The organism is Candidatus Allofournierella excrementavium (assembly GCF_048526665.1).
Taxonomy (GTDB): Bacteria; Bacillota; Clostridia; order Oscillospirales; family Ruminococcaceae; genus Allofournierella_A; species Allofournierella_A excrementavium.
The window spans coordinates 1-19,954 of sequence record NZ_DBGFPE010000016.1 but is presented as its reverse complement, the minus strand read 5'-3'; the positions used below and the strand labels follow the sequence as shown (position 1 = coordinate 19,954).

22 protein-coding genes are annotated in these 19,954 nt (G+C 58.6%); 3 read left to right on the top strand and 19 right to left on the bottom strand.

The genetic code is table 11. The features are described 5' to 3' along the window. Nucleotides 1-191: 191 nt before the first annotated feature. The 12 genes from ACMI1Q_RS04610 to ACMI1Q_RS04555 form a co-directional block, all read right to left on the bottom strand. A complete protein-coding gene (locus ACMI1Q_RS04610; protein ID WP_394980921.1) occupies nucleotides 192-1,235 on the bottom strand; it encodes a 3D domain-containing protein in 1,044 nt (347 codons plus the stop codon). Nucleotides 1,236-1,655: 420 nt separating this feature from the next. Then, complete coding sequence (locus ACMI1Q_RS04605) at nucleotides 1,656-2,471, bottom strand: histidinol-phosphatase HisJ family protein (protein ID WP_419502955.1); 816 nt, start codon at nucleotides 2,469-2,471, stop codon at nucleotides 1,656-1,658. Then, on the bottom strand, nucleotides 2,468-3,118 hold the full coding sequence (gene hisIE / locus ACMI1Q_RS04600; RefSeq protein ID WP_419502954.1) for a bifunctional phosphoribosyl-AMP cyclohydrolase/phosphoribosyl-ATP diphosphatase HisIE: 651 nt from the start codon (nucleotides 3,116-3,118) through the stop codon (nucleotides 2,468-2,470). Before hisIE ends, ACMI1Q_RS04605 begins: the two co-directional genes overlap by 4 nt. Before the next feature lie 20 nt (nucleotides 3,119-3,138). After that, nucleotides 3,139-3,900 (bottom strand): imidazole glycerol phosphate synthase subunit HisF, encoded by a 762-nt coding sequence (hisF, locus tag ACMI1Q_RS04595; RefSeq protein ID WP_419502953.1) that lies wholly within the window; start codon nucleotides 3,898-3,900, stop codon nucleotides 3,139-3,141. Next, nucleotides 3,897-4,613, bottom strand: a complete 717-nt coding sequence (gene hisA, locus ACMI1Q_RS04590; protein ID WP_419502952.1) for a 1-(5-phosphoribosyl)-5-[(5-phosphoribosylamino)methylideneamino]imidazole-4-carboxamide isomerase — start codon at nucleotides 4,611-4,613, stop codon at nucleotides 3,897-3,899. Before hisA ends, hisF begins: the two co-directional genes overlap by 4 nt. After that, complete coding sequence (gene hisH, locus ACMI1Q_RS04585) at nucleotides 4,610-5,239, bottom strand: imidazole glycerol phosphate synthase subunit HisH (protein WP_419502951.1); 630 nt, start codon at nucleotides 5,237-5,239, stop codon at nucleotides 4,610-4,612. Before hisH ends, hisA begins: the two co-directional genes overlap by 4 nt. After that, nucleotides 5,239-5,826, bottom strand: a complete 588-nt coding sequence (gene hisB / locus ACMI1Q_RS04580) for an imidazoleglycerol-phosphate dehydratase HisB (RefSeq protein ID WP_177521969.1) — start codon at nucleotides 5,824-5,826, stop codon at nucleotides 5,239-5,241. The genes hisH and hisB overlap by 1 nt, the downstream gene beginning before the upstream one ends. A 3-nt stretch (nucleotides 5,827-5,829) precedes the next feature. Beyond that, a complete protein-coding gene (hisC, locus tag ACMI1Q_RS04575; RefSeq protein WP_419502950.1) occupies nucleotides 5,830-6,894 on the bottom strand; it encodes a histidinol-phosphate transaminase in 1,065 nt (354 codons plus the stop codon). Nucleotides 6,895-6,910: 16 nt separating this feature from the next. Further along, on the bottom strand, nucleotides 6,911-8,188 hold the full coding sequence (gene hisD, locus ACMI1Q_RS04570) for a histidinol dehydrogenase (protein WP_419502949.1): 1,278 nt from the start codon (nucleotides 8,186-8,188) through the stop codon (nucleotides 6,911-6,913). Beyond that, entirely contained in the window at nucleotides 8,185-8,832 is a 648-nt protein-coding gene (gene hisG / locus ACMI1Q_RS04565) for an ATP phosphoribosyltransferase (protein WP_419502948.1), read from the bottom strand. Before hisG ends, hisD begins: the two co-directional genes overlap by 4 nt. Beyond that, entirely contained in the window at nucleotides 8,829-9,926 is a 1,098-nt protein-coding gene (locus ACMI1Q_RS04560; RefSeq protein WP_419502947.1) for an ATP phosphoribosyltransferase regulatory subunit, read from the bottom strand. Before ACMI1Q_RS04560 ends, hisG begins: the two co-directional genes overlap by 4 nt. Before the next feature lie 150 nt (nucleotides 9,927-10,076). Next, complete coding sequence (locus ACMI1Q_RS04555; protein WP_419502946.1) at nucleotides 10,077-14,003, bottom strand: suppressor of fused domain protein; 3,927 nt, start codon at nucleotides 14,001-14,003, stop codon at nucleotides 10,077-10,079. Between the two features lie 35 nt (nucleotides 14,004-14,038). Between ACMI1Q_RS04555 and ACMI1Q_RS04550 the strand changes: the two genes are divergently transcribed. Together ACMI1Q_RS04550 and ACMI1Q_RS04545 are read left to right on the top strand one after the other, a co-directional pair. Next, nucleotides 14,039-14,227 (top strand): hypothetical protein, encoded by a 189-nt coding sequence (locus ACMI1Q_RS04550; protein ID WP_419502945.1) that lies wholly within the window; start codon nucleotides 14,039-14,041, stop codon nucleotides 14,225-14,227. A 264-nt stretch (nucleotides 14,228-14,491) separates the two neighbouring features. Beyond that, nucleotides 14,492-14,881, top strand: coding sequence for a TnpV protein (locus ACMI1Q_RS04545; protein WP_419502944.1), 390 nt, complete (start codon nucleotides 14,492-14,494; stop codon nucleotides 14,879-14,881). Here ACMI1Q_RS04545 and ACMI1Q_RS04540 read toward each other — a convergent pair. The 6 genes from ACMI1Q_RS04540 to ACMI1Q_RS04515 form a co-directional block, all read right to left on the bottom strand. Next, on the bottom strand, nucleotides 14,841-15,302 hold the full coding sequence (locus tag ACMI1Q_RS04540; RefSeq protein ID WP_419502943.1) for an RNA polymerase subunit sigma-70: 462 nt from the start codon (nucleotides 15,300-15,302) through the stop codon (nucleotides 14,841-14,843). The two genes, ACMI1Q_RS04545 and ACMI1Q_RS04540, sit on opposite strands and share 41 nt — an antisense overlap. A gap of 167 nt (nucleotides 15,303-15,469) precedes the next feature. Beyond that, nucleotides 15,470-16,297 carry a bacitracin resistance undecaprenyl-diphosphatase BcrD gene (bcrD, locus tag ACMI1Q_RS04535; protein WP_002576322.1) on the bottom strand — a complete coding sequence of 276 codons (828 nt, stop codon included), beginning with the start codon at nucleotides 16,295-16,297 and terminating at the stop codon, nucleotides 15,470-15,472. Continuing rightward, nucleotides 16,297-17,046, bottom strand: coding sequence for an ABC transporter permease (locus tag ACMI1Q_RS04530; protein WP_002576323.1), 750 nt, complete (start codon nucleotides 17,044-17,046; stop codon nucleotides 16,297-16,299). Before ACMI1Q_RS04530 ends, bcrD begins: the two co-directional genes overlap by 1 nt. Next, complete coding sequence (gene bcrA / locus ACMI1Q_RS04525; RefSeq protein ID WP_002576324.1) at nucleotides 17,039-17,956, bottom strand: bacitracin ABC transporter ATP-binding protein BcrA; 918 nt, start codon at nucleotides 17,954-17,956, stop codon at nucleotides 17,039-17,041. The genes ACMI1Q_RS04530 and bcrA overlap by 8 nt, the downstream gene beginning before the upstream one ends. 180 nt (nucleotides 17,957-18,136) lie before the next feature. Next, entirely contained in the window at nucleotides 18,137-18,751 is a 615-nt protein-coding gene (gene bcrR / locus ACMI1Q_RS04520; RefSeq protein WP_419502942.1) for a bacitracin resistance transcriptional activator BcrR, read from the bottom strand. After that, the gene (locus ACMI1Q_RS04515) at nucleotides 18,741-18,938 is read right to left on the bottom strand and encodes a helix-turn-helix domain-containing protein (protein ID WP_009246557.1); all 198 of its coding nucleotides are present in this window, start codon (nucleotides 18,936-18,938) and stop codon (nucleotides 18,741-18,743) included. Before ACMI1Q_RS04515 ends, bcrR begins: the two co-directional genes overlap by 11 nt. A gap of 165 nt (nucleotides 18,939-19,103) precedes the next feature. Between ACMI1Q_RS04515 and ACMI1Q_RS04510 the strand changes: the two genes are divergently transcribed. Continuing rightward, on the top strand, nucleotides 19,104-19,457 hold the full coding sequence (locus tag ACMI1Q_RS04510; protein ID WP_002576326.1) for a helix-turn-helix domain-containing protein: 354 nt from the start codon (nucleotides 19,104-19,106) through the stop codon (nucleotides 19,455-19,457). Between the two features lie 80 nt (nucleotides 19,458-19,537). Here the strand turns inward: ACMI1Q_RS04510 and ACMI1Q_RS04505 are convergent, their stop codons facing one another. Continuing rightward, the gene (locus tag ACMI1Q_RS04505) at nucleotides 19,538-19,834 is read right to left on the bottom strand and encodes a hypothetical protein (RefSeq protein WP_002576327.1); all 297 of its coding nucleotides are present in this window, start codon (nucleotides 19,832-19,834) and stop codon (nucleotides 19,538-19,540) included. Nucleotides 19,835-19,954: the final 120 nt, after the last annotated feature.

Sequence of the window (19,954 nt, the reverse complement as noted above, 5' to 3'; positions counted from 1 at the left end):
CGTCCATGCCTTTCATCTCCTTGTTCGCAAAAAATTCGGGGCGGTCACGCCCTTTCTAAGTGTATGTCCTGCGCCGGGGGTTTGTCAAGCGCCTGGGGCGAAAAAACCTTGTAAAAAAACGCCCCCGCCCGGCTTTGGCCGGACAGGGGCGAAACACCTGTTATCTGTTTGCAAAAGGGGCGCGGCAGGCTTTAGCCCACAACGTAGACGTTCACCTGCTGCACGCCGTTCATCAGCGCCTCGCTGTAAGTCTCGTAGAACAGGTCCACAAGGCAGCTGCCGTTGAGCAGCGCGCCGCCGGTGTCGGTGGCGATGGCGTAGCCGTAGACAAATTTGCCGTCGGTGCTGGTGATATAGAGTTTGGTGCCGTAGGGGATGAGGTTGGGGTTCACGGCCACGGTGCCGTAGCCCAGGCCCAAGCCGGAAGCGCCCCGGCCGCGGCTGGCGGAATAGCCGGTGGCACGGCCGGTGTAGACGGCGGTGTAGCTGGAGGGCACGCCGTTCACCACCTCGGGGCCGGCAAGATCGCTCACCGGCGCGCCGGCCTTGTAGGCCTTGATGATGGTGTTCACGGGGGCCTCGGTCATCACCACGCTCACCACCTGGCTGGACTCCACCTCGCCGTCCACGATGCGCAGGCGGTGGGTGATCTCGTTGGTGCCTTCCCTGCCCTGCTGCACCGTCATGGTGCGGCTCTTGTTGCGGTAGAACAGGCTGGTGTAGACGTATTCGGTCTCGTAGGGGATGCTCTCATAGGTCACGGTGTCCTGGTATTCCACCCGGTGCACCGTGATGGGTTCGTCCTCGCTGACGACAGTGTGCAGGCTGGGCTCGGTGTAGTCGTGCTCGCCCAGCTCGATGCCGCAGGCGGCCAATGCCTCGGCCACCGTGCCGCCCGCCAGCTTGGTGACGTGTTCCTCGCCGTCGGCGTGGACGGTGATGGGCACCGCCCGCTGGATGCTCAGGCTGGCGAGGTTGCCGTTGAAGGCGGTGAAGTAGACGCTGTCTTCCTCCTCGGCCACGATGCCGGAGAGGTCCATCAGCTCCTCGGGGTCCTCCACCCGGGTGATCAGCATGCGGCTGGCGCCGTGGGAGTCGGACACATAGACGATATTCAGTGTGGAAAAAAGCGCAAACAGGGTCAGTGACAGGCAGCACAGGGTGAGCAGGATGACGTAGCACTTGGCCGGGATGGCCAGAATCCGCCGCCGCAGATGTTCTGTGAATTTTGTCATAAACACTCCTAACGTTCCATGTTGTAGGGCATTCGATGCAGCCGAAACATGGGCACGGCCGCGCCCTTCCTTGCAGTGCGCCCGCCTTGCGCCGCTCCCCTGCGGCGCATCGGGCACTTGAGGCATTGTAGCAAATGCCCGCCGCCGCGTCAAACCCCCTCGGCGGGCGGTTTTGGGGCAAATTGGCCGTGTTTTGGCGTTTTGCAAAAAACATGCACGTGTTGCTCTCTATCCCGACCTGTGGCTCGCAATCGCTCCCGTTTACTTCGATTTTTGCCCGGATTTTTACCGTTTTGTCATTTTTTGACTCCATTCCCGCTTGTGCTTTTTGCCCAAATAAGCGTCTTTTGCTATGTGCATTTTGCATATTCGAAGGGGTTTTTGACGAAAAAAAGAGGCCGCCGCGGCGGCCCCTTCGGTTCACGGGATTTGCGGCAGAGGCCCCTCCTGAAAGCCCTGTTCGGTGAGGTACCAGCAAGAGGAAAAACCGCAGTCTTCCAGCAGGGCTTTCGCCTGTCCAAAGCCGGTGAGCAGGGCGTCGGCGGCGTGGCTGTCGCCGGTGATGCACACCCGCGCTTTTCTGCGGCGCATCTCCTTTAATAAGAAGGCCGCCGGGTAGGGCGCGCTGCGCCAGCCGCGGGAGATGGCCCCGGTGTTCACCTCAAAGAGAACGTCCCGGGAGGCAAGGGCCTCCAGCGCCTCCAGCGCAAGAGTGCGCAGGCGGGGGCTTTCCGGGTCGAAGAAGCGGTTCCCCTCGTTGAACTTGGTCACCAGATCGAAGTGGCCCAGGATGTCACAGCCGGTGCGCGCCGGCGTTTGGGCCAGCAGGCGGTAATACTCCCGCAGAAGGCCCTCCACGCCGCCGCAGCGGTCCGCCAGCCGGGCGAAGGCCTCGGGGCTTTCGTCCACCGCATAAAGCCGCCCGTCCAGCCGCAGGCCGTGGACCGAGCCGATGAGGTAATCGAAGGCCCCTTCGGGCGGGGGACTGAAGAAATCCTGTTCGAGGCCCAAGAACACCTGCATGCGCCCGGCGTACTTTTTGTGCTCGGCCTCCACCGCCGCCCGGCAGGCGGGCAGGTCTGCCGGGGCCATGCACCATTCCTCCCCTTCCAGCGGGGAATGGCCGGAAAAGCCGATGGCCCCAAGGCCGGCGGCAAAGGCTGCGGCGGCCATTTCGGCGGGGGTGTTTTTTCCGTCGCAGAAGGTGGTGTGGGTGTGCAGGTTCTGGGGCTTCATGGGGTCATCTTCTCCTGTTTCACTTTGTGGTCGATGATGTGGCGGGAGGCCAGTTCCTGATAGACATCCTCCACCGAAATGCCCATCTCCACCATCAGCACCATCACGTGGTACATCAAATCGGCAATTTCATAGATGGTCTCGGCCTTATCGCCCCCTTTGGCGGCGACGATGACCTCGGTGGATTCCTCCCCCACCTTTTTCAGTATCTTGTCCAGGCCCTTCCGGAAGAGGTAGGTGGTGTAGGAGCCTTCGGGCAGGGTCTCTTTGCGGCCCTCCAGCAGTTTATAGAGGCCCTTCACGGTGAAGGGCTGGCCTGCCTCGCCGATGTACACCGGCTCAAAAAAGCAGCTCTCGGCGCCGGTGTGGCAGGCGGGGCCGTCCTTGTCCACCGCCACCACCAGAGCGTCCCGGTCGCAGTCGGCGGTGATGGTGCGGATGTGCTGCACGTTGCCGGAGGTCTCCCCCTTGCGCCAGAGGCACCGGCGGGACCGGGACCAAAAGCAGGTGCGGCCTTCGGCCATGCTGATGGCAAGGCTCTCCCGGTTCATGTAGGCCAGGGTGAGCACCTTGCCGTCCGCCGCGTCGGTGACGATGGCGGGGATGAGGCCGTTTTGGTCGAATTTGAGTTCATCCATGGAAATCATCGCATGTTCTCCTTGCTTTGTCAAATGAGGCGCACGGGCACGCCCGCGGCGGCCAGGGCACGTTTCAAATCGGGGATGGCCACCTCGCCGAAGTGGAAGATGGAGGCGGCAAGGCCCGCGTCCACCTTTGGCAGGGCCTTGAAGAGAGTGACAAAATCCTGAACGCCCCCCGCGCCGCCGGAGGCGATGACCGGCACGTCCACCGCGTCGCAGACGGCGGCGAGCATTTCCAGGTCGAAACCCTGTTTCACGCCGTCGGTGTCGATGCTGTTCAGGACTATTTCGCCCGCGCCGTCCGCCACGCCCTTGCGCACCCAGTCGATGGCGTCCAGGCCGGTGTCCTCCCGGCCGCCCTTGGCGAACACATGATAGCGGCCGTCCACCCGCTTCGCGTCCACGCTCAGGACCACGCACTGGTCGCCGTAGCGGCGGGCGGCGGCGGCGATGAGGCCGGGGTCCCGGATGGCCCCGGAGTTGACGCTCACTTTATCCGCGCCGCACTTGAGCACCCGGTCAAAATCCTCCACCGTGTTGATGCCGCCCCCCACCGTGAGGGGGATGAACACGGTGGCGGCCACCTTTGTGAGCACGTCGGTGAAGAGGGCGCGGCCCTCGGCGGAGGCGGTGATGTCGTAGAACACCAGTTCGTCCGCCCCGGAGGCGCTGTAGAAGGCGGCCAGTTCCACCGGGTCGCTCACATCCGCAAGACCCTGGAAGTTGACCCCCTTCACCACCCGGCCGTTCTTCACGTCCAGGCAGGGGATGATGCGCTTTGTGATCATGGCTGCACCTCCCGCACCGCCCGGGCCAGATCCATTTTCTCGGCGTAGTACGCCTTGCCCACGATGGCCCCGTAAAGGCCCATCCCGGCCAGCTTGTTCAGGTCCTCGTTGGAGGAAACGCCCCCCGAGGCGATGATGCCGCAGCCCACCGCCTGCTGCAGCGCCGCCAGCCTTTCGAAGGGCGGGCCGGAGAGGGTGCCGTCGGTGTCGATGTCGGTGAAGATGAGAGTGGCCGCGCCGAGAGATTCCATCCTGCGGGCAAACTCCAGCCAGTCAAGGCCGCTGTCCGCCTGCCAGCCGGCGGTGCGCACGCTTTGGCCCTTCACGTCCAGCCCCACGGCGATACGCTCCGGGCCGAAGCGCTTCACCGCCTCTTGCACAAGGCCGGGGTCGGCCACGGCGGCGGAGCCGATGACCGCACGCCGCACGCCTAACTCAAACACCGCTTCCAGGTCGGCCAGGGTGCGGATGCCGCCCCCCAGCTGCACCGAAAGGCCGGCGGCGGCCACGGCGGCCACGATGGCGCCGTTCTGGCGCGTGCCGCTGCGGGCGCCGTCCAGGTCCACCATGTGCACCCACTGTGCCCCGGCGGCCTGGAAGGCGCGGGCGGTCTCCACCGCGTCGCCGGCCACCGGATGGGCGGTGGAAAACTCGCCCTTCACAAGGCGCACCACCCGGCCGTCTTTTAAATCAATGGCGGGAAAGAGCTTCATCCGCCCACCTCCGTTTCGCAAAAGGCCCGCAGGATGGCAAGGCCCACGCTGCCGCTTTTTTCCGGGTGGAACTGCACCCCCAGCACATTGCCCCGGCCCACCGCGGCGGTGAGGGGCGCGCCGTACTCCGCCGCGGCCAGCACGTAAGGCGCGGGGCTGGCCGCCCAGTAGGAGTGGACGAAGTAGACGCAGTCCCCTTCCTTCGTGTTTTTGAACAGGCCGCAGGCGCGCCCCTCCTGCGTGAGTGCAAGGGCGTTCCAGCCGATGTGGGGCACCTTGAGCCCTTCCGGGATGACCTCCCGGATGGGGCGCACCTCGCCGGGGATAAGGCCGAGGCCTTTGTGCTCGCCGTACTCAAAGCTCTTTTCCAGCAAGAGCTGCATGCCCAGGCAGATGCCCAGCAGAGGCTTGCCCGCCTCGGCCGCTTCCAGCACCGCCTTGTCCAGCCCGCTTTGGCGCAGAGCCGCCGCCGCGTCGCCGAAGGCTCCCACCCCCGGCAGCACCAGCCGGTCGGCTTTGGCCAGAAGGTCCGGGTCGGCGGTGGCCACCGCCTGCTGGCCGATGGCGGCGAAGGAAGAGCGCAGGGAGAAGAGGTTGCCCACCCCGTAATCCACAATGGCGACCATCACAGGACCCCCTTGGTGGAGGGCACCTCCCCCGCGGCGGCGGGGTCGATGGCCACGGCGGTGCGCAGGCTGCGGGCAAGGCTTTTGAAGGCCCCCTCGATGATGTGGTGGCTGTTGGCCCCCGCCAGCTGCTTCACGTGCAGGGTCAGGTCCGCCCGGCGGGCGAAGGCGGCAAAGAACTCCCCGGTGAGCTGGGTGTCAAAGGTGCCCACCTTCTCGGTGGGGATGGCCAGGTCATAACACAGGAGGCCCCGGCCGGAGAGGTCCACCGCCGTGAGGATGAGGGCCTCGTCCATGGGCAGGATGGTGCTGCCGTAGCGGGTGACGCCCCGCTTTTCCCCCAGGGCCCGGGCGAAGGCGTCGCCCAGGGTGATGCCCACGTCCTCCACCGTGTGATGGTCGTCCACCCAGGTGTCGCCCTTGGCCTGCACCGTCAGGTCAAAGCGGCCGTGGCGGGCAAACAGGATGAGCATATGGTCCAGAAAACCGCAGCCGGTGGAAATTTCGCTTTTGCCGGTGCCGTCCAGGTCCAAAACGACGGCCACGTCGGTCTCGCCGGTGGTGCGGCGCAGCTTTGCGGTGCGCATGGTTCATCTCTCCTCTCGAATGTCGTCCAGCGCCGCCAGGAACACGTTCATCTGCTCCTGGGTGCCGATGGTCACCCGCACGAAGGGGCGCAGGCGGGGCTTATCCCACCAGCGCACCAGCACCCCCCGGACCTTGAGGGCCCGGTAGAGTTCGCCCCCATCCAGCCCCGGGCAGGAGGTGAACAGGAAGTTCGCCAGGCTGGGCAGGGTGACAAAGCCCCGCCGGTCCAGCTGCTCTTTGGTGCAGGCGCGGGTCTCCATGATGCGGCGGCAGTTGTCCATATAATAGCCGTCGCCGGCGATGGCCGCCGCCCCGGCGGCCAGGGTCAGGCTGTTGATGTTGTAAGGATTGGTGGAGCAGCGGATGGTCTCCAGGTCCGCGATGAGCGCCGGTTGGGCCAGGGCGAAGCCCAGCCGCGCCCCCGCCATCGAGCGGGACTTGGAGAAGGTCATGCACACCACCAGATTGTCGTATTGTTCCACCAGCTTCGCGCAGCTTTCGGCCCCGAAGTCCACATAGGCTTCGTCCACCACCACCACGCTGTTCGGATTGCGGCGCAGGATGTCCTCCACCTGCTCCGGGCGGATGGCAAGGCCGGTGGGGGCGTTGGGGTTGGCGAACACGATGAGCCGGTCAAGGCCGTAATAGTCCTCGGGGCACAAGGTGAAGTCCTCCTTCAGGGGCACTTCCAGAAGGGGCAGGCCGTGGAGGGCGGCGAACACCGGGTAAAAGCCGTAGCTGATGTCCGGGCAGGCGGCCCCTTTTTCCGGCGAGGCGAAGGCGGTGAAGGCGAAGTTCAAAATTTCGTCCGAGCCGTTGCCCAGCAGCACCTTCTCCGGCGAAAGGCCGTAGCGGTCGGCCAGGGCCCGGCGCAGTTCCAGACCCGCCGGGTCGGGGTAGAGGTTGAGCCGCCGCACGGCGGCGGGGCTCACCGCCTGTTCCACCGCCGGGCAGGGCGGATAGGGGGATTCGTTGGTGTTCAGCTTCACATACTCCATCTCCCGGGGCTGTTCGCCGGGGACGTAGGCCTCCAGGGAGGCGAGGCGGGGGGCTAAAAATCTGCTCATGGTGTGCCTTTCTGTTTCACAGGGTCTCGTCAAAGCGGCTGAGCACGCTGCGGGCGTGGGCTTCCAGCCCCTCCTGCCGGGCGAAGCGGGCCACCTTGGCCTGCACCTTTTCCAGCGCGGCGGCGGTGTAGTAGGTGAACTGGGTGCGCTTGACGAAATCGTCCACCGACAGGGGGCTCATGAACCGGGCGGTGCCCATGGTGGGCAGGGTGTGGTTGGGCCCGGCGAAGTAGTCGCCCAAAGCCTCCGGGCAGTTGCGGCCCAGGAACACCGACCCGGCGTTGCGCACCGCGTCCAGGTAGGCGAAGGGGTCGTCCACGCAGAGTTCCAGGTGCTCGGGGGCAATTTCGTTTGCCACCTCGATGGCCGCCCGCAGGTCTCGGGTGAGGATGATCTTTCCGTTCGAGTCGATGGAGGCGCGGGCGATGGCCGCCCGGGGCAGCAGGGGGATCTGGCGCTCCAGCTCCGCCTGCACCGCCTTGGCAAGGGGCTCGCTGTCGGTCACCAGCACGGCGGCGGCCCGCGTGTCGTGCTCCGCCTGGCTGAGCAGGTCGGCGGCCACCTGGCGGGCGTCGGAAGCGCCGTCCGCCACCACCAGAATTTCGCTGGGGCCGGCGATCATGTCGATGGCCACCCGCCCGAACACCTGGCGCTTGGCCTCGGCCACCCAGGCGTTGCCGGGGCCGACGATTTTATCCACCCGGGGCACCGTCTCGGTGCCGTATGCCAGCGCCGCCACCGCCTGGGCCCCGCCGGTGCGGAACACCCGGTCCACCCCGGCGATGCGGGCGGCGGCCAGGATGACCGGGGAGATGTCGCCGCCGGTGGGGGGCGAGACCATCACAATTTCCCGGCAGCCGGCGATTTTTGCAGGGATGCAGTTCATCAGCACACTGGAGGGGTAGGCCGCCGTGCCGCCGGGCACATAGAGGCCCACCTTTTCGATGGGCATGACCTTCTGGCCCAGCACCACGCCCTCCTCCTCGCTGACCACAAAGCTGTTGGTCAGCTGGCGGCGGTGGAAGGCGGCGATGCGGTCGGCGGCCTCTTTGAGCAGGTCGGCAAGGCCCGGTTCCAGGCCTGCCACCGCCGCGTCCAGCTCCGCCCCGGTGACTTCCAGGGCGGCGAGGTCCGCGTGGTCGAACTGTTTGGCAAAGCGGAAGAGGGCCTTGTCGCCCTCGGTCTTCACCGCCTCGATGATGCCCCGCACCGCCTCGGCCACATCGGCGGAGTCGTCGGTGCGGGCGAAAATTTCCGCCGGGGAGAGCTTGTCGAAATCATAAAGCTTTATCATGCCTGTTCCTCCTTTTGGGCCGCGGCGTTTTCGGCCAGCAGCCGGGCCATGCGCCGGATGGCGTCGTTTTTGAACTTCCAGCTCACCTTGTTGGCGATGAGGCGGGCGCTCACCGGAACGATCTCGGCCTTCACCTCAAGGCCGTTCTCCGCCAGGGTGCGGCCCGTCTCCACGATGTCCACGATGACGTCCGAAAGCCCCAGCAGCGGGGCCAGCTCGATGGAGCCGTTGAGTTTTATCACGTCGATGTCCCGACTGAGGGAAGCGTAGTAGCCCCGGGCGATGCGGGGGAACTTGGTAGCCACCCGCAGGGTGCGTGCCCCGTCGTCGTGAAAGTCGGCCTTGGCCGCCACGCACATGCGGCATCTGCCCACGCCCAGGTCCGCCAGTTCATAGACGTCCGGCCGGTATTCCAGCAGGATGTCCTTGCCCGCCACCCCCACGTCGGCGGCCCCCCGCTCCACATAGATGGAAACGTCCGAGGGCTTGACCCAGAAGTAGCGCACCCCGGCTTCGGGGTTTTCAAACACAAGCTTGCGGTTTTCCTCCTCGATGGAGGGGCAGGCGTAGCCCGCCGCCTTGAAGCTGCGGTAGACAGTTTCGCCCAGGCGGCCCTTGGGCAGGGCGATGTTCACCATGTTCATTCGCCGCCCCCCTCCTTTCGCAGGTCCAGCAGGCGCTTGTAGCCCGCCTCCGGCTTCTGCCGCTCGGCCCGCACCGTCTGCCCCGCGGCCACCAGCGCGTCGGTCTCGGCGGCGACCTTCGCCGCGCTCACCGAGTCGTCGTAGAGCACCAGCACGTCCACCTCGTCCTGGGCGGGGGCGCCGAAGCGCTCCAGCTGGTCCAGATAGACGGCGAAGCCGATGGCCCCGCCCTGCCGGCCCATGCGGTGGAGCAGGTGGTCGTAGCGCCCGCCCGCCAGCACGCCGGCGGCAAGGCCGGGCACAAAGCCCCGGAAGATGACGCCGCTGTAATAGTTCATGTCGTTGGCGATGGAAAAATCCAGCCGCAGGTGTTCCGCAAGGCCCCGCTGCTCCATCAGCGCGCAGAGCTCTTTCAGCTCCCGCAGGGCGGTGGCCATCCGCTGGTTTTCCGCCAGGGGTTCCAGCGCCGCCAGCGCCGGGGCGGGCCTGTCGTAGAGAAGGGCCAGCCGGCTCAGGGTCTGCGCCGCTTTTTCGGGCAGCTGCCCCTCGGCGGCAAGACGCTCCAGCGCGGGGGTGTTCTTCGCCCCCATGGCCGCCAGCGCCCGGCGGCGGGTCTCGTCGGGCAGGTCCAGCCCTTCCAGCAGCCCCGCCACAAAACCCTGGTGGCTCACGTCCAGCAGGTATTCCGGGCCGATGACCGCGAGACTCTTTGCCGCCAGCATCAGCACCTCGCCCTCGGCGGCGGCGTCCAGGCTGCCGATGCACTCAAGGCCCGTCTGGGGTATCTCCCGGAAGCCCCCGGCGGTGGCGGAGGGCCGGTAGACGTTCTCGCTGTAATACACCTTCTGCAGCCCCGGCCCGCCGCGCCCGTTCTTTAAAATGGAGAGGGTCACGTCGGGCTTCAGGGCCATCAGCTTGCCGTCCAGGTCGGTGAAGGTGAGGATGTTCTCGCTGAGCAGAAAGCTCTTGTTGCGCACATAGAGGTCGTATTCCTCAAACTTGCTCATTTTGTACGGCTGGTAGCCGTAGCTGCGGTAAAGCCCCCGCAGCCGGAAGGCCGTCTCCTCGTTTTTCTGCAAAAGGCCGCTGTTCATGCCGGGCTCCCCTCCCCTTTTGCCCGCCGGGCGGGCAGTTCGCTTTAGTATGATAACATAATAAAGCAACAGTGGGGCAATGTCAAGGAAATTTCTTGTGAAAAAAACCGCCCTGTGAGCAAAACTCACAGGGCGGCAGGAGAGATTTTATTAGAGGGTCAGCCGAACGGGCCGCCGCCCGGCAAGGGCCAGGGCCAGACGGTCGCGGTCGGAAAGGGTGGTTTTCGGCGGAACATCGGGCAGGGTGAACTCCACCCAGCCGAGGCCCAGGGCGGCGGGCACCGCGCCGTACTGCTGGTACCACCGGCGGGCCAGCGCGGCAAGGCGGGGGCCGCTCTCGCCCAGGGGCAGCTTTTCAAAGACTTCCCAGGGGGCCGACGCGGGCACCCGGGCCAGCACCACCGGGCGGGTGAGGCCGTCCTCGCCCCAGAGGCGGGCAAAGGGCTTGGTGCCGGCCGCGGGCTCCTGCGGCAGGGGCAGGTCCCGCAGGCTCTGCCACAGGCCGTCTTCCGCCGCCAGAAACAGGGGGATGTAGCCGTCCCGGATGGCCTGCCGCCGGGTGTAGCCGAAGTCCGCCAGCAGGGGGTCAGGGTCCTTCATGGGCGGGAAGTAACAGTTCTCCCCTTCCAGCTGTTCAATCAGGGCGGCCGCCGCCTCGGGGAGCTGGCCGTCCCCCGGGATGTCCTGGGCCAGCCAGCTGGCGCGGCGGCGGTCCATCATCGCGGCCATGCCCTGATAGTAGTCCTCGTTGAAGGGCACGAAGAGATAGGCCTCGTCCTGGAACTCGTCGGACTGGTAGCGCACCGGCCCGAAATGGTCCAGGGACCAGTTGTCGATGTCGCTGGGGAAGGAGGGCGCTTCGTTCTCTCCATAATAATAGGAAGCGAAGGCCTGCCCCTCCTCGCTGAACAGGTTCGACCACAGCTTGCCGCCCAGCGCGTCCCGGACGAAGGGGCGCAGGTCGGTGCCCGCGCCGTCCTGCCGGACGGCCCCCGCCAGCGCGCCGTGCTGGGCCAGGAACTCCCCGCTCATCAGGCCCCGCTCGATGCACCAGCGCAAATAGATGGCCATATGGTCATAAACGGCGATGGGCTCCACCGCCAGATGCTTCCGGCGCAGGCTCTGCAGGTGCCATTCGGCGTTGTCCAGCAGAAAGGCGCCGGCGGGCTGTTCTTCCAGGGCGGCGCAGGACCGGTCGGGCATCACCACGAAGCTGACGCCGTTCATGTGGTCCAGCAGGGCCTCGGCGCCATTTTCCTGCTTGTATTCCATCTCCGCCCGGTAGAGGGGGATGACCTGGTAGATGTTGATCTCGTCCCCGTCGGGCAGGGGGCAGACGTCGCCGCCGGGCAGCGCCCCCTGCAGGCCCACCAGCAGCGCGGCGCACAGGCCGGTGTCCGGGGCGTAGGGCTCCTGATTGTCCACCGTGTGGCCCCAGCCCAGCCAGGTGTTGCAGGCGCCGGGCAGCCGCGCCAGGCTTTTCAGCAGCCGCAGCGGCCAGTACCAGCGCTCGTCCTGCAAGGACTCCTGGTCCAGCTTCCAGTAATCGGGCAGGGCGATGGCCAGCTCCGCCCGCTCCAGCCGGTGCTCGGCCAGCTCGGGAGGCACGTTCATCCGCCGCGCGCCCATGCCCATGGTGATGATGGTGTAGAAATTGCGGTCGTCATCCGGCGGCACGACGCACAGGTCCACGTGGATATCCGGCGAGACCAGCTCGTGCAGCACCTGGTCGAAGGGCCCCACATGGCGGCGGATATGCTCCTCCACCAGCTCCATCTGGTGCTCGGTGTAGACCCACTGGGGCGTGGGCTCTTCCTCATCTTCCGGCTGCTCCGGCCGGTTCATCCACTCGCAGGAGACGGCATTGCCCGCCTCGTCCAGAACGGTCTGGAAGCGGCCGTCGGCGTTGCCCTTGGTGTGGCCCAGCAGCCGCACGCTGCGGTCCAGCCCGAAGAGCACCGTTTCCAGCCTGCCCGGTTTGCCCTCCGGGTCGGTGAGGTCCAGCCATTCGCCGCTGTCCAGCCGGTCCCGCTGGCAGCGCAGCCAGTCCCGCCCCAGCTTGGAGAGGCCCGCCTCGTTCATCAGGAACAGCACGTCCAGCCGGCGGCCCCGCACCGTGCGGTGGAAGGAGCAGTAGGGGGCGTTGGGGGTGTAGTCCTCTTCGTCGGGGGCGAACAGTTCAAAGAAGGCCTCAAGACCCGCCTTGTCCAGCACGATGCAGGAGATGGCCTGCAGCTTGGCCGCCGCGCCTTCGTCCTGCCCGGCCTGCAGCTTCTGGTCGAAGTCCGGGTCGATCCAGTGGTTCTCCATCTGTTCCAGCGTCGCGCCCGCCTCGATCTCCCGGCGCAGGGTGAGGAACTCGTAATCGCCGGGCACCAGTTCAAGGCCCTGTTCCACCGCCGCCAGGGCAGCCTCCTTCTCGCCGAAGTGGCTGCGGAGTTTGGCCGTCAACAGCCAGGCCCAGGGGTAGTCCGGCTCCTCCACGGTGCCCTGCTCGGCGTACTTTCGCGCCTCTTCCAGCCGCCCGCAGTACATCAGCGAGGCGGCGTAGCGGTAGTACCAGGTGCCGCAGCCCTTGGCCGCCGGCTCGGAGTCGGGCATCCACTGGGAGGCCCGGTAATAGTATTCGTACTCGTCCACGTTCAGGCAGGCGTAGGCGTACCACAGGGCGATCTGCAGGTCCCGCCGGGCCTGACGCTCGGTGAAGCGGCCTTCCTTCTTGCCCTTTTCGATGAAGTCGGTGAGGTATTGCAGCACCTGATAGAAGTAGCCGCTGCTGGCCTCCAGATAGCTCTCCATGGTCTCGATGTCCTGGGGGGAGAGCAGCGAGCCGGTCTCGGGGTGCACCTCGGGTTCCTTTTCGTCCTCGGCGTTCCACAGGCGCACGGTGCCCACGTCCCGCCGGAAGGAGTGGAAGGACCCCCAGGCAAGGCCGGAGGCGGCGAAGAAGGCCGCCGCCGCGTCCAGCACGGCGGGCAGGTCCCAGGCGATGAGGTCCAGATAGCCGCAGAACAGGCCCATGGCCCCGCCCAGCAGGGTCACCTTCTCTTCGCCCAGGGCGGCCAGGGTCTCTTCCAGCTGCCCGCGCAGGGCAAAGGCCTGCTGTCCCCGCTCCTCGGGCGAAACGCCCTCCAGCGGCCAGCAGATGAAGCCCGCCGCCGCGCCGTCGTCGTGGAGCAGGTCCACCGCGGCGCTCTCCCCCGCCAGATACTGGCGCACCAGCGCCGGGCAGCGGGTGGAGCCGGCGATGACGTCCAGCCGCCAGTCGGCGTCCGGGTCCTCGTTGGGCTCCAGGTGATAGGTGACGTAGCTGTTTTCCAGGCAGGGGGCGGGGTCCGCCGTTTCGCCCTGTTCCGGCGCGCCGGGCACATCCTCCATGGAGGCAAGGTCCACCAGCACCTTCCACTGCCGGGCCAGCGGCGGGGGCGTTTGACGGACAAACCGGATCAGCTGGAACAGCCGCGCCCGGTCGCCCTCGGGGGAGAGGATGAGCTCATACCCTTCGCCCCGGCGCAGGGAGAAACAGGGCTTGGCAAAGGCGCAGCACAGCGCGCCCTCCGTCAGTGCCCGGGCCTCGTTCTGCTCCCCCGCGTCCAGCAGGCAGCGCACTTGCTCCTCACGGCGGGCAAACTCCGCCCAGGCTTCGATGACACGGCGCTGGAAGGGCCGTTCGAACCGGGGCAGGGTGAGCCGGCGGCGGCAGTCGTCGATGAGCTGGCGCACATCTTCCCGGCTGTTGAGCTTGGGCGAATCGCCGGGGTGCAGTTCCAGCGCCCGCTCCAGATAGCCGAGGGCCGCGCCCTCCCGGTCAAGATAATAGCAGGCGTAGCCCATGCGGAAATTCCAGCTGTAAGGGTCGGGGCAGTCGGACTCGTGGGCGGCCATCAGCCGGATGGCCCGCCGCAGCAGCTCACGGCCTTCCGGCTCGGCGGGCTGGGCCAGATTGTTGTAGGCCCGGGCCAGTTCCATATCGGTGGCGGCGGTGCGCTGCTCTTCGGGCAGCGCTTCCAGCGCCTGGACGATCTTCTCGTGTTCCTCCGCCTCATGCCACAGGCGGCACTGTTCCAAAAGGTCCATGGGGGTGCGGTCCTCCTTTTTGCCCGCAGCGGGGCGTGTATTCTGATTTCGATTATATCGAAACCGGCGGCAAAACACAATGGAGCAAAAAGACAAAATTTTTCGATTGTTTTTATTTTGCGGCGCACGCCGGCCCTTTGCCCGGTTTTGCAGCGAAAAAATCCCCGGAACCAAACGGTTCCGGGGATTTTGAAGCAAAGGGTTCTGAAATCAGCGCTTGCTGAACTTCAAGGGTCTGGTGCTGACCCTGCCAAACACCCGGTGATTTCTTCGCTTTCCACCTGATTTATGGCTCTATACTGCGGTTTTTCCGCACATCATGTTCTAATTTTCATTCCCGTGTATAGTGCACGAAAAGCAGGTTTTGCTCCTTATATGTGCCTTGCGTATCGCTGCCCAGGGCGACGCAGGACAACAGTAGGGAAAGAAACCTGGTTGCTGTTCTCGTCATCACCTCAAAATTAAATTTCCACACGGAGGACAGCATAATGGAAAAATACATCTTCGATCAGTGCAATGGCCTTTGGTATGAACTCCAAGGCAACTACTATGTCCCCTGCTTAGTGCTGGATGAAGCGGGGACATCTCCTATTGGTATGTGGGGCAGGAAGCACCAGCAATACCTGAAAGAGCATCGTCCTATGCTTTATTCCGACCTTGTTCTCAGCGGAAAATTGTACAGCTATCTGGCTGACATTGACACTCAGGCACGAAACAAACTCCATCTGCTTGTAACACAGCTGGCAGAGAAAGAGGGTATCAATGAGCAGCTGAAAGCGCAGGATCAGATGGCATGGGTCGGAGCCATGAATAACATCCGAAACCGGGCGGAAGAAATCATCCTTCAAGAGCTGATCTATGGGGAGGATACCGTATGAGAATTCTGGAAGAATTTTGGTATGGAAACATTGAACCGACCGAATACGACACAAACGCCTGCAAGGAATATAGCTCCAAATCTTTCTTCGACAGCTTCTTCAATCTCAACAGTAGTTGTTCGTTTTCCACCGAAGCCAACCATCCATATCGCGTTTGATCAATCTTATCAACATCCCATTGATAAGATAACGATGCAAACTTTCGGAACAGCTGTGATTGACCACATACTTCATCATATTGTTCACAAGGTATTGGTTGCGTATGGTTTTGAAAAACCCTTTGACTGCAAAACCATGCCCAGTCATATTCTTTCATGGCAGCAATCTGTTCTTCGCTCATCCCTGCATCACAATACTCAACTTCTAAACGCTTCCATCTACTATCAAACTTCTTTTTCTCATATCCATAATTAAATCCCATTATTAACCTCCTGTAGATTCAATTTGCAAAATTCACCATGCAAACTAAAATCAGGAGGAGATCGACAACGAGAATCTCTGGGTTGTTTTCCATCCCCAGAAACAAAAATGCCAGCTGATCTTAAGGACCAACTGGCATTTTTATTCGCGCACAAAGAAAACGCATTATTAAGATTTTATAAGTACAACAAGTATACCAAGCACAATTCGATACCAACCAAACACCTTAAAATCATGTTTTTTGATAAAGTTCATTAGGAATTTAATTACTAAGACAGATACCGCAAATGCCACAGCCATACCGAGAACAAGAGCGAGCAGTTCTGCACTTGTAAATTCAAACCCGAATTTTAACAGCTTAAAAGCACTTGCTCCAAGCATAGTAGGTACTGCGAGGAAAAAAGTAAACTCTGCTGCTGCCACTCGTGAAACTCCTATGAGTAAAGCACCTATAATCGTTGCTCCCGACCGTGATGTGCCGGGTATAAGTGATAACACTTGAAATGCCCCTATCAAGATTGCTGTTTTATAGCTGATGTCAGAAAGTGCCATAGTAGTAGGAGTACGCTTTTTATTCCAATTTTCTATGAGAATGAATAACAAACCATAAAAGATTAACATGATTGAAATCACAATGGGGGTTTGGAGGTAAGCATCCAAATAATCATCAAATAGAATCCCCATAATAGCTGACGGTACACAAGCTACCGCAACCTTGAACCACAACGAGAAAGTATCCTTTTTAACAATTGACTGTGCTTTGTTCTTAAATTGAAAGGGAAACATCTTGTTCCAAAACATTACAACCACTGCGAGTATAGCTCCAAGTTGAATAACAACAAAAAACATTTCTTTAAATGCTTCGCTCATATTAAGTGTGATAAATTCGTCCACAAGAATCATATGTCCTGTGCTGCTGATAGGTAGCCACTCAGTAATACCCTCAACAATTCCAAGAAAAATAACTTTTAAAATTTCTATAAAATCAAGTACCATTATTTCAAATCCTCCTTTTTAAAATGATGAAAGGTCATAAGAAAACCAACTGCTGATACAAGAATAATAATAGATACAGACAGCAGTGTAGGATAGCCGGTACTCTGAAGTTTACCCTGCACCAAGAAATAGGTGGCTGTCCACGGATACAACGCTCCCCATTCTTGATTTGAAAGTGCGGCACTTCCCATGACAATCACGGCAGAGCCAATCATCGGGGCGACAAATCCTTTTGTTTTCATAGCAACAAACACAAAAGGAGAAACTGTTAAAAACATCAGGATACTGCCAAACAAAAACTTGGGGAGCCATACTATTGCCACTAGTAAGCTATATCCCTCCAATGTAAAGACAGCGTCATATAGCCCACAAACGATAAATATACCTGCCCATGTTACAAGGGTTAGCATAACAATCCAAAGAAGCAGGGTGCAAAATTTTCCAATTAATAGTTTTGTCCTTGAAATGGGTATGGGCAATATGGTTTTGAGGGTGCTTTCTGTGTACTCTCTGCTAAACAAGTAAGCTGCAATTGCCACATATATCATAATGTTTACCAGCAGCATGATATACAGTACACTGTCGCTGTATATGTCAGACAAGGTAAAGATAATCTCCGGCTTATCAAAATGTGTTTGCAAGGCTTCTATTAACATCAAAAGTGGGGTAGATAATACCCCTGCCACACTAATTAGCACCATTTTTGAACGCTTTAGTTTTAATAATTCACAAGAAATAAGATTAAGCAATACCGCCACCTCCAATCAGTTTAGAAAAGTAGTCCTCTAAGTTTTCCTCACTATCATTTATCCTTGTCACGAGCAGTCCATTTCGTGCAAATTCTCGATTGATTTCTCCAACACTTTGGCTAAAGTCATAAATTCTCACCGTACCGTCCTGCACTGTAAAATCCGTCATGTGGTAGTGGTTTTCTAAAATCTTTCCGGCTATCTCACTGTCAGATAAATCAAATTGAATGTATTTTCGATTCCTTTTGTGAAGCTCGGATATATTCACTTCCTCTACTAAATGCCCCTCGTGCATAACGCCGATAATATCTGCTATCTGTTCAATCTCGCTTAAAACATGGCTTGAGATAAAAATGGTAATGCCATGATTGTGACTAAGTTCAGATAAAAATGAGCGTATTTCAACTATTCCAATGGGGTCAAGTCCGTTAATCGGTTCGTCAAGTATTAAAAGCTCCGGCTCGTGCATAATGGCGGCGGCAATACCAAGCCGTTGCTTCATTCCGAGGGAATAATCGGAAAAGACTTTTCTTTTCTCCTTATGCAGCCCCACAACTTCAAGAGCTTTTTCTACTCCACTTTTAGATACTCCCCCTCGCAGTTTAGCGAGAATTTGCAAATTCTCATACCCTGTTAAATTACTGTAAAATCCCGGTGTTTCGATAATAGAGCCTACTTTGCTATAAAGGGTATGGATATTTTCCTTATAGTTTGTGCCAAACAAGCGTACCGTTCCCTCCGTTGGGAAAGCAAGCTGCAACATCATTTTCATTGCTGTGGTTTTGCCTGCTCCGTTTCTGCCGAGCAAACCATAAATTTTGCCCTTTGGCACATGAAGATTTACCTTATCGACAACGGTGGCTGTTCCGTATCGCTTCGTAAGATTTTCTGTTTCAATGATATAATCCATATTTGATTCTCCTTTCCGTGGGTTGCTGTTCTTGTTTTCGCTGACCACAATCTTATTATCCACGAGTATTGCATAGAAGCCAAGAAATCTACCGTCACAATGCCGACACAATAGATGTCAGCACGAAAAAAGCTCCGACACTTATCGTGTCAGAGCCTATTTTAAAGGGTTTATGGCATTTTACTTTGTTTGGGTTTGCTTTATCCAGACAAATATTTTAGCAACAAATAGCAGAAACATAAGGGCGGTTACATAGGGTTGTCTTGCCGCAGCGAAGAAGCAGATAAAAAGCGTACTCAGCACGAGAGAGCATTTTGTGATTATGTTGCTCCATGATTCCTTTTCAAAACGAACACACATCAGTTTCGCTATCCCAAGTGCAATCAAAACAATAAAAACAATCCAATAGATTGCAAGATATATTGGGGTAGTGTCTGTAAATGAAAGTAGATTGACAGAATAAATATATCCGTCAACAAGGTTACCATACAACGGCAAAAGTATAAAAGTAACCGCCATCATATCTAATATTCCATAAATGAAACTGTAAATTTTTTTCAAGTTGGAACGATTTTCAGTTTCGGCAAGTGTAATCAGTTCTTCGCCCGATAGCAGTTCATCTATGGTCACAGAAAAGAATTTAGAAATACACTTGAGCGACTCAATGTTAGGGTAACCCTTGCCGCTTTCCCATTTTGAAATGGCTGTTCTTGATACATATAATTGCTCCGCAAGTTGTTCCTGCGTTAAGTTCTTTCCAGTCCTAAGCTGTTGTAGCTTTTCATTAAATTCCATGATTCTCCTCCTGTTTGTTCCTTGTTTTCATACGTCCATCAACGGGTTTTTCTGCATCTTTTGGTATCATCCATGCACGACCAAATTTTTCAGTTCCGTCAATGCGATTTTCCTCACATAATTTTTGTATCCGTCTTTCCGATATGCCCCATTTTTCAGAAGCGGCTTTCACAGAAATGTAATTCATAATATCAACTTCCTTTCGCAAAGAGTATATAATTATTATATACGGAATGACGAATAATAGCAAGTTTCTCTCCACTAATACGAAATTATACACTACTAAACATAAAATCATACTTCGTTCAAATATCATCACCCGAAATGTACAATGATATAGGATGATATTAAAATGTACCAAGATGAAAGAAAACTTGATTTTAAGCCGTTAGGTATAGCGATAAAAAAAGCTCGGGAAGCAAAAGGGTGGACACAGGAATATCTTGCCCAACTGGTAGACCTTACGCCACGCTCTATTATGTATATAGAGAACAGGGGGCAGCACCCAAGGCTTAACAAATTTTATCTCATTACTACCTTGCTTGACATCTCTGTAGACCAGTTCTTTTTTCCATGCAATGAAGATGGCGACAACAATCGCCGCAAACAAGTTGATGTACTGTTGAATGATATGGAAGAAAAGGAGCTTATCGTGATGGAAGCTACGGCTCAAGGCTTGAAAAAGGCAAGAGAAACTGCGGAATAATTAACGCTGTTTTCGTAAGCCAAGCCAACTGAAAAAAGTGCGACACCTACACAGGCTATCGCACTTTTTAGGTTATTTTTTTATTCTCCACACAAATCATAAAGCTGTTCACATCGGTTTTGAATATCTAAGATTTCTGTTTCGGTTAAACTCCTGCGGTTATGAGTAAGTTGTTGCTCTAAAAAATCACGATAGCCATCAAGTAAGGCATCCCGTAAAAGCTCGGGGGCTTTGCAATGTTCCACACCAAACCATTGCTCATCTTTTTCATCCCAAATCATAACGGTGTATCCTCGCTTAGTGTTCACCACCTCCAAAACACTATCTTTATTTAGGTAATCGTTGAATACTTCTAAAACCTTTTCAAAGGTCATCATTTTATCAGCCCTTTCATATTTTAGGTGCTTATATGTAAGTAGTTTATATACTTATTACGACTATGATAATAAAAGTAAATCATCGTGTAAAGGATACGGATATTGTTTGCGAACAAAAGT

Bases quoted from the DNA above. Each gene is read 5' to 3' on its own strand.
- hisH (WP_419502951.1), bottom strand. From the start codon at position 5,239: ATGGTCGCCATTGTGGATTACGGGGTGGGCAACCTCTTCTCCCTGCGC.
- bcrR (WP_419502942.1), bottom strand. From the start codon at position 18,751: ATGGAATTTAATGAAAAGCTACAACAGCTTAGGACTGGAAAGAACTTA.
- ACMI1Q_RS04605 (WP_419502955.1), bottom strand. From the start codon at position 2,471: ATGAAGCCCCAGAACCTGCACACCCACACCACCTTCTGCGACGGAAAA.
- ACMI1Q_RS04505 (WP_002576327.1), bottom strand. From the start codon at position 19,834: ATGATGACCTTTGAAAAGGTTTTAGAAGTATTCAACGATTACCTAAAT.
- hisB (WP_177521969.1), bottom strand. From the start codon at position 5,826: ATGCGCACCGCAAAGCTGCGCCGCACCACCGGCGAGACCGACGTGGCC.
- hisC (WP_419502950.1), bottom strand. From the start codon at position 6,894: ATGAGCAGATTTTTAGCCCCCCGCCTCGCCTCCCTGGAGGCCTACGTC.
- hisA (WP_419502952.1), bottom strand. From the start codon at position 4,613: ATGAAGCTCTTTCCCGCCATTGATTTAAAAGACGGCCGGGTGGTGCGC.
- ACMI1Q_RS04510 (WP_002576326.1), top strand. From the start codon at position 19,104: ATGTACCAAGATGAAAGAAAACTTGATTTTAAGCCGTTAGGTATAGCG.
- ACMI1Q_RS04560 (WP_419502947.1), bottom strand. From the start codon at position 9,926: ATGAACAGCGGCCTTTTGCAGAAAAACGAGGAGACGGCCTTCCGGCTG.
- ACMI1Q_RS04515 (WP_009246557.1), bottom strand. From the start codon at position 18,938: ATGAATTACATTTCTGTGAAAGCCGCTTCTGAAAAATGGGGCATATCG.
- bcrA (WP_002576324.1), bottom strand. From the start codon at position 17,956: ATGGATTATATCATTGAAACAGAAAATCTTACGAAGCGATACGGAACA.
- ACMI1Q_RS04555 (WP_419502946.1), bottom strand. From the start codon at position 14,003: ATGGACCTTTTGGAACAGTGCCGCCTGTGGCATGAGGCGGAGGAACAC.
- ACMI1Q_RS04610 (WP_394980921.1), bottom strand. From the start codon at position 1,235: ATGACAAAATTCACAGAACATCTGCGGCGGCGGATTCTGGCCATCCCG.
- ACMI1Q_RS04545 (WP_419502944.1), top strand. From the start codon at position 14,492: ATGGAAAAATACATCTTCGATCAGTGCAATGGCCTTTGGTATGAACTC.
- hisF (WP_419502953.1), bottom strand. From the start codon at position 3,900: ATGATCACAAAGCGCATCATCCCCTGCCTGGACGTGAAGAACGGCCGG.
- hisIE (WP_419502954.1), bottom strand. From the start codon at position 3,118: ATGATTTCCATGGATGAACTCAAATTCGACCAAAACGGCCTCATCCCC.
- ACMI1Q_RS04540 (WP_419502943.1), bottom strand. From the start codon at position 15,302: ATGGGATTTAATTATGGATATGAGAAAAAGAAGTTTGATAGTAGATGG.
- hisG (WP_419502948.1), bottom strand. From the start codon at position 8,832: ATGAACATGGTGAACATCGCCCTGCCCAAGGGCCGCCTGGGCGAAACT.
- hisD (WP_419502949.1), bottom strand. From the start codon at position 8,188: ATGATAAAGCTTTATGATTTCGACAAGCTCTCCCCGGCGGAAATTTTC.
- bcrD (WP_002576322.1), bottom strand. From the start codon at position 16,297: ATGGTACTTGATTTTATAGAAATTTTAAAAGTTATTTTTCTTGGAATT.